This is a genomic window from Azospira sp. I13, from assembly GCF_003112695.1.
Classification (GTDB): domain Bacteria; phylum Pseudomonadota; class Gammaproteobacteria; order Burkholderiales; family Rhodocyclaceae; genus Azospira.
This window is the reverse complement of sequence record NZ_BFBP01000010.1, coordinates 72,170-78,725: the sequence shown is the minus strand read 5'-3', so window position 1 is coordinate 78,725 and position 6,556 is coordinate 72,170. Positions and strand designations below refer to the sequence as shown.

Genomic DNA, 6,556 nt, shown 5'->3' with positions numbered 1-6,556 from the left:
GGGGGGGGGGGGGGGGGGAACCAGGGGATGAAACCAGGGGCGGGCAAGGCGGCACCGCAGGCGGGCCGCCTTGCCGTTGGGCCTCAGGCCTTTTTCGGCTTGGCCTTGCGTTCGTGCTTCCACAGCACGTCGCCGCCGCCGGCCGCGTGGTTGAGGGCGCGGCCGAGGACGAAGAGCAGGTCGGAGAGCCGGTTCAGGTACTGGCGGGGGCCGTCGGCGACGCTTTCCGCATGGGCCAGGCGCACCACGGCCCGCTCGGCTCGGCGGCAGATGGTGCGGGCCAGGTGGGCGTGGGCGGCCGCCCGGGTGCCGCCGGGGAGGATGAATTCCTTGAGGGGGGTGAGGGGGCTGTTGAAGTCGGCCACCCGCTCTTCCAGGTAGATCACCTGTTCTTCCTTCACCATCTCCATGCCGGGGATGCACAGCTCGCCCCCCAGATCGAAGAGGTCGTGCTGGATCTGGATCAGGGTGTCCCGGGCCGCCGCGTCGATGGCGTCGGGGAAGCTTTCCGCCAGCAGCAGGCCGATGGAGGAGTTGAGCTCGTCCACTTCGCCGATGGCCTCGATGCGCAGGCTATCCTTGCCGGTGCGGCTGCCGTCTCCCAGGCCGGTTTCACCCTGGTCGCCGGTACGGGTGACGATTTTGGAAAGGCGGTTGCCCATGGCGGTCTCCTCTGTCTTTTAGGTGGGTGGCGGCGATTATACTGGGGCCCTTTCCCCCCGCCCGTGCGTAAGCCGCCGATATGTTGAAATTTGCCGCCAATCTGAGCTTCCTCTTCGCCGACGCCCCCTTCCTCGACCGCTTCGCCCGGGCCGCCGCCGCCGGTTTCAAGGGCGTCGAATACCTGTTCCCCTACGCCTACGCCAAGGAAGAACTGGCGGAACGCCTGCAAGCCCACGGCCTCGAGCAGGTGCTGTTCAACCTGCCCGCCGGCGACTGGGAGGTGGGGGAACGGGGTATTGCCTGCCATCCGGGCCGGGTCGCCGAATTCCGCGCCGGCGTGGCCCAGGCCCTGGAATACGCTGATGCCCTTGGCTGCCGCCGTCTCAACTGCCTGGCGGGCCTGGCCCCGGCCGGGGTGCCGGAGGCCGAGCTGCGGGCCACCTTCATCGCCAACCTGCGCTGGGCCGACAGCTGCCTGGCGCCCCGGGGCATCCAGCTGCTGGCCGAGCCCATCAACAGCCGGGTGGACATGCCCGGTTTCTGGCTCGACCGCCCCGCCAAGGGTCTGGCGGTACTGGCGGAGGCCGGCGTCGGCCGGCTGCAGTACGACCTCTACCACGCCCAGATCATGGAAGGCGACCTGGCCCGCTTCCTCGACACCCATCTGGAGCGCATCGGCCACCTGCAGATCGCTGACAACCCGGGCCGCCACGAGCCGGGCAGCGGCGAAATCCATTACCCCTACCTCTTCCGCCGTCTGGAGGCCCTGGGCTACACGGGCTGGATCGGCTGCGAGTACAAGCCCCAGGGCAACACCGAAGCCGGACTCGGCTGGCGCCCCGCCTGAGTCTGGCGTGCGCCTAGCGAGGCCGGGCTGAAGGGGTGGGTGAAGGGGCGGGCATCGCCGCTCGAATGCATACTGCCCTGGAGTGCAATAGGGGCGGGCATCTCCCTCGGTATGCCGCCAGGAGGCAGGCTGGGCGCGGCGTTCCGGATATGCCCGCGCCCCGCTTGCCTTTGCGGCTGGTTTTGCGGATTGGGGCAAGGACAGCGCGCCGGGAAGGTGCGTAGGGCGCAAGGTTCTCCGGCCCCGATGCCGTGTGAAAACACCCTCAAGAGCACGGGCCGGTGGGTTGCCGGGCGGTGCCGGGAGTGGGCCTCCGCCGCCTAGGGTTTTCCCGTTCTTGACCGCCGCGGAGGCGGGCCGTAGTCTGGCAAAAAAATTTGTCAGACAACTTTCATGACCTCCGCTGCCCCCACCTTCGTTCCGCCTGCTGCCGCGCCCCTGCCGGGTACGCCGGGACGCCTGTCCGCCGATATCGGCGCGGCCCTGGAGGGGCGCATCCGCAATGGCGATTACGCCCCCGGTGCCCGCCTGCCCACCGAGATGGGCCTGGCCGAGGAATTCGGCGTTTCCCGGGCCGTGGTGCGGGAGGCGGTGGCCCGGCTGAAGGCCGACGGTCTGGTGGAATCCCGCCAGGGTTCCGGCATGACCGTGGCGCAGCGGCCGGCCAGCGGCAGCTTCAAGCTGCCGGCCGAGGCCCGCTCGGCCGAAAGCCTGAGTCACATTTTCGAACTGCGGGCCCTGGTGGAAACCGGGGCGGCGGAATTGGCCGCCAAGCGGCGCAGTTCCGCCCACCTGGCCACCATGTACGCCGCCCTGCAGGGCATGGGCGAAGCCGTGCGTATGGGGGCCGACGGGGCGGAGGACGATGACGCCTTCCACCAGGCCATCGCCGCCGCCACCGGCAACCCGGAAATCCGCCGCTTCATCGACTTTCTCTCCGGCCAGTTCTCCGAGAGCCGCCGCCCCACCTGGGATGCCCAGGGCCATGCCAGCGGCCGGGCCCGAGCTGCCCAGGCCGAACACGAACGCATTTACGCCGCCATCGCCGCCGGGGATTCCATGGCCGCCCGCCAGGCCGCTTCCCGCCACCTCTACCAGGCCGCCTCCCGGGTGGGAGCCGCGCCGGAACCGCCGATACCCGACACCAACGAGGAGACCAACCATGGGTGACCGTCTGCCCGATAGCCCGGATTTCGCCACCGACCGGGCCGCGCTGCTGGCCGGCCTGGGGCGCATCCTGCCTGCCTCCCGCCTCTACGGCGAACTGGAGGACCTCAAGCCCTACGAGTGCGATGGCCTCACCGCCTACCGCAACCTGCCCCTGGCGGTGGCCCTGCCGGAGACGGAGGCGGAGGTGCAGTCCATCCTCAAGTTCTGCTCCGCCAACCAGGTGCCGGTGGTGCCCCGGGGCGCCGCCACGGGCCTTTCCGGCGGGGCCATGCCCCACCACCAGGGCCTGCTGTTGTCCCTGGCCAAGTTCAAGAAAATCCTCAAGGTGAACCCGGTGGCCCGCACCGCCCTGGTCCAGCCCGGGGTGCGCAATCTGGCCGTGTCCGAAGCCGCCGCGCCCTACAACCTGTATTACGCCCCCGACCCCTCCTCCCAGATCGCCTGCACCATCGGCGGCAATGTCTCGGAAAACTCCGGCGGCGTGCATTGCCTCAAGTACGGTCTCACCGTGCATAACGTGCTGCAGGTGCGCGGCTACACCATGGAAGGCGAGCCGGTGACCATCGGCTCCGCGGGCCTGGATGCGGCAGGCCTGGACCTGCTAGCAGTAATGAACGGCTCCGAAGGCATGCTGACGGTGATCACCGAAGTGCTGGTGAAGCTCACCCCCAAGCCCCAGGTGGCCAAGGTGGTGCTGGCCTATTTCGACTCCGTCACCAAGGCGGGCAATGCGGTGGCCGACGTCATCGCCGCCGGCATTATTCCCGCCGGCCTGGAGATGATGGACAAGGCCGCCACCCACGCCGTGGAACCCTATGTGCAGGCGGGCTACGACCTGGAGGCCGAAGCCGTGCTGCTGTGCGAATCCGACGGTACGCCGGAAGAGGTGGAAGAGGAAATTGCCGCCATGCGCGCCGTGCTGGAAAAGAGCGGCGCCACCTCCCTGCGGGTCTCCGCCAACGAGGCCGAGCGCCTGCGCTTCTGGGCCGGACGCAAGGCGGCCTTCCCCGCCGTGGGCCGTATCACCCCGGACTACCTGTGCATGGACGGCACCATTCCGCGCAAGAACCTGGCGAAGATGCTGCTGGCGATTGCCGACATGGAGAAGAAGTACGGCCTGCGCTGTGCCAACGTCTTCCACGCCGGCGACGGCAACCTGCACCCCCTGATCATGTACGACGCCAACCAGCCCGGCGAACTGGAGCGGGCCACCGCTTTCGGCGCCGAAATCCTGGAACTGTCCGTCGCCCTGGGGGGCTCCATCACCGGCGAACACGGCGTCGGCGTGGAGAAGATCACCCAGATGTGCGCCCAGTTCACGCCGGAGGAACTGGCCCTGTTCCACGGCCTCAAGGCCGCTTTCGATCCGGCCGGCCTGCTCAATCCGGGCAAGGCCGTGCCCACCCCGGCCCGCTGCCGGGAATATCGCCAGATTCGTGGAGAACAGGCATGAGCCAAGCCTTTGAACAACAGTGCCGGGAACGCATCCTGGCCGCTTCCGCCGGCGCTCCCCTGCTGATCCAGGGCGGCGGCAGCAAGGCCTTCTATGGTCGCCCGGTGCAGGGCGAAATCCTCGATACCCGCAGCCATCGTGGCGTGGTGGCCTACGAGCCCACCGAACTGGTGGTGACGGTGAAGGCCGGCACGCCCCTGGCCGAGCTGGAAGCGGTGCTGGCCGAGAAAGGCCAGTACCTGGCCTTCGAGCCGCCCCATTTCGGCAGTGAGGCTACCGTCGGCGGCATGGTCGCCGCCGGTCTCTCCGGCCCCCGCCGGGCCCAGGCCGGGGCAGTGCGGGACTTCGTCCTTGGCGTACGCCTGATGGACGGCCAGGGCCAGGCCTTGAACTTCGGCGGCCAGGTGATGAAGAACGTGGCCGGCTACGACGTGCCTCGCCTCATGGCCGGCAGCCTGGGCCAGCTGGGTCTGCTGCTGGAAGTCTCCCTCAAGGTGCTGCCGCGGCCGGTGGCGGAGGCTACCCTGCGCCTGGAAACCTCCCAAGCCAAGGCCCTGACCCTGATGAACCAGTGGGGCGGCAAGCCCCTGCCCATCGTGGCCACCGCCTGGGAAAAAACCGGGGAAGGCGAGTCGCTGACGGTGCGCCTGGCCGGCGCCCGGGCGGCGGTGCAGTCGGCCCAGGCCGTCCTGGGGGGCGATGTGCTGGAGCGCGGCGCCGCGGCGGCCTTCTGGGACGATCTGCGGGAACAGCGCCTGCCCTTCTTCCCGGCCGCCGGCAGCTTCGGCGCCACCGGAAGTGCCGGTGGCCCGGCCCTGTGGCGCCTTTCCCTGCCGTCCACTGCGCCAACCCTGGAGCTGCCGGGGCCGCAACTGGTGGAGTGGGGCGGTGCCCAGCGCTGGCTGGCTTCCGATGCCCAGGCCCGCCATGTACGGGAAGTGGTGGAGAAGGCTGGCGGCCACGCCACCCTGTTCCGCGGCACGGCAGAAGCACGGGAGCAGGCCTTCCACCCCCTGGCGGCCCCCCTGCTGGCCATTCATCGGCGCCTGCGCGCCAGTTTTGATCCCCGCGGCGCCTTCGCCGCCGGACGCCTCTACGAGGGCCTCTGAGATGCAGACCCAACTCGCCGATTTCATCAAGGACACGCCGGAAGGCCGGGAGGCCGATGCCATCCTGCGCACCTGTGTGCACTGCGGCTTTTGTACCGCCACCTGCCCCACCTACCAGCTGCTGGGGGACGAGCTGGATGGCCCCCGGGGCCGCATCTACCTGATCAAGCAGGTGCTGGAGGGCGGCCCGGTGACCGAGCGCACCCGCCTGCATCTGGACCGCTGCCTCACCTGCCGCTCCTGCGAAACCACCTGCCCGTCCGGCGTGAAGTACCACCGCCTGCTCGACATCGGCCGTCAGGTGGTGGAGGAGAATGTGCCCCGGGGCGGTCTGGAGGCCCTGACCCGCCTGGCCCTCAAGGAAGTGCTGCCGCGCCCCTGGCTGTTCAACCCGGCAGTGGCTGTGGGCAAAGTGCTGAAGCCCTTCCTGCCCTCCGCCCTGGGCGACAAGATTCCCGAGGCCGCCGGCGCGCCGGCCAAGCCCCGGCCTACCGCGGTGCGCCAGCGCAAGGTGCTGGCCCTGGCCGGCTGTGTGCAGCCCGGCCTGGCCCCCAACATCAACGCCGCCGCGGCCCGGGTGCTGGACCGCCTGGGCATTCAGATGATCGAGGAGGAAAAGGCCGGCTGCTGCGGCGCCTTGCGCTTCCACCTCAATGCCCAGGAAGCCGCCCTGGACGACATGCGGCGCAATATCGACGCCTGGTGGCCCCACGTTGAGGCGGGCGCCGAGGCCATCCTCATGACCGCCTCCGGCTGCGGCGCCCACGTCAAGGAATACGGCCTGCTGCTCAAGGACGACCCGCTCTACGCCGCCAAGGCGGCCCGCATCGCCGACCTGACCCAGGATGCCGCCGAACTGGTCATGGCCCAGAAAGATGCCCTGCTGCCGCTGCTGGCCCACCGGCCGGCAGCGGGGCGCAAGGTGGCCTTCCACTCCCCCTGCACCCTGCAGCATGGCCAGAAGATTCGCGGCGTGGTGGAAGAACTGCTGGAGGCGGCCGGCTTCACCCTGACGCCGGTGGCCGACAGCCACCTGTGCTGCGGTTCGGCGGGCACCTATTCGATCCTGCAGCCGGTGCTGTCGAAGCAGCTGCGGGACAACAAGCTCTCGGCCCTCACCGCCGGCCTGCCGGAGGTGATCGCCACCGCCAATATCGGCTGCCTGACCCATTTGCAGAGCGGCCTGGGCTCACCTAGTAGCCGCCCTAGTATTGCCGGGGTAAGGCACTGGATAGAATTGCTCGAAGATCAATTGACGGCCCCTGAAACCGATTCGGCGGCCGGAACAGTTGCCTGATCCATTCCCTGATTTCC

Annotated in this window: 6 protein-coding genes; 5 read left to right on the top strand and 1 reads right to left on the bottom strand. The window is 69.3% G+C overall.

The features are described 5' to 3' along the window. Nucleotides 1-83 precede the first annotated feature (83 nt). Entirely contained in the window at nt 84-662 is a 579-nt protein-coding gene (locus tag AZSI13_RS09130) for a cob(I)yrinic acid a,c-diamide adenosyltransferase (RefSeq protein WP_109040867.1), read from the bottom strand. An 80-nt stretch (nt 663-742) separates the two neighbouring features. On the opposite strand from AZSI13_RS09130, the gene hyi reads away from it, so the two are divergent. From hyi to glcF, 5 genes are all read left to right on the top strand, one after another. Next, nucleotides 743-1,510, top strand: a complete 768-nt coding sequence (gene hyi, locus AZSI13_RS09125; RefSeq protein WP_109040866.1) for a hydroxypyruvate isomerase — start codon at nt 743-745, stop codon at nt 1,508-1,510. Between the two features lie 393 nt (nt 1,511-1,903). Beyond that, nucleotides 1,904-2,680: a FadR/GntR family transcriptional regulator gene (locus AZSI13_RS09120; protein ID WP_109040865.1), complete on the top strand. Its 777-nt coding sequence runs from the start codon at nt 1,904-1,906 to the stop codon at nt 2,678-2,680. Beyond that, nucleotides 2,673-4,133: an FAD-linked oxidase C-terminal domain-containing protein gene (locus tag AZSI13_RS09115; RefSeq protein ID WP_109040864.1), complete on the top strand. Its 1,461-nt coding sequence runs from the start codon at nt 2,673-2,675 to the stop codon at nt 4,131-4,133. Before AZSI13_RS09120 ends, AZSI13_RS09115 begins: the two co-directional genes overlap by 8 nt. Beyond that, nucleotides 4,130-5,242, top strand: coding sequence for a glycolate oxidase subunit GlcE (gene glcE / locus AZSI13_RS09110; protein WP_109040863.1), 1,113 nt, complete (start codon nt 4,130-4,132; stop codon nt 5,240-5,242). Before AZSI13_RS09115 ends, glcE begins: the two co-directional genes overlap by 4 nt. Before the next feature lies 1 nt (nt 5,243). Then, the gene (glcF, locus tag AZSI13_RS09105; protein ID WP_109040862.1) at nt 5,244-6,539 is read left to right on the top strand and encodes a glycolate oxidase subunit GlcF; all 1,296 of its coding nucleotides are present in this window, start codon (nt 5,244-5,246) and stop codon (nt 6,537-6,539) included. Nucleotides 6,540-6,556 lie beyond the last annotated feature (17 nt).